This window comes from Corallococcus sp. RDP092CA (genome assembly GCF_041903675.1).
GTDB lineage: Bacteria > Myxococcota > Myxococcia > Myxococcales > Myxococcaceae > Corallococcus.
Window position 1 is genome coordinate 1 of sequence record NZ_JAYESI010000126.1, and the last position, 445, is coordinate 445.

Annotated in this window: 1 protein-coding gene; it reads left to right on the forward strand. The window is 70.1% G+C overall.

All coding sequences use genetic code 11. The features are described 5' to 3' along the window. A partial coding sequence (locus U8525_RS34465) for an AMP-binding protein (RefSeq protein WP_374270971.1) occupies nucleotides 1-445 on the forward strand: 445 nt, incomplete at both ends.

Sequence of the window (445 nt, forward strand, 5' to 3'; positions counted from 1 at the left end):
ACCAACTGGCCCACCGTCTGCGCGGCCTCGGCGTCGGGCCCGAAGTCCGCGTCGGCCTCTGTGTCGAGCGCTCCGAGGACCTTCTCATCGGCGCCCTCGGCATCCTCAAGGCCGGTGGTGCCTACGTGCCTCTCGACCCCAGCTACCCGCGTGAGCGTCTCGGCTGGCTGCTGGAGGACGCCCAGGGCCCTGCCCTCGTCGCCCACTCCCACCTGCTTGCCGCCCTGCCAGAAACCTCCGCCACGCCCGTGTGCCTCGACTCGGACTCCGAGCTGGTTAAGCAGCCCACCACCTCCCCTGGCGTGGCCATCCACCCCGGCCACCTCGCCTACCTCATCTACACCTCCGGCAGCACCGGCCGCCCCAAGGGCGTCGCCATCTCCCATGGCAACGCCGTCTCCTTCCTCCACTGGGCCCTGGAGACCTTCTCCCCGGAGGACTTGAA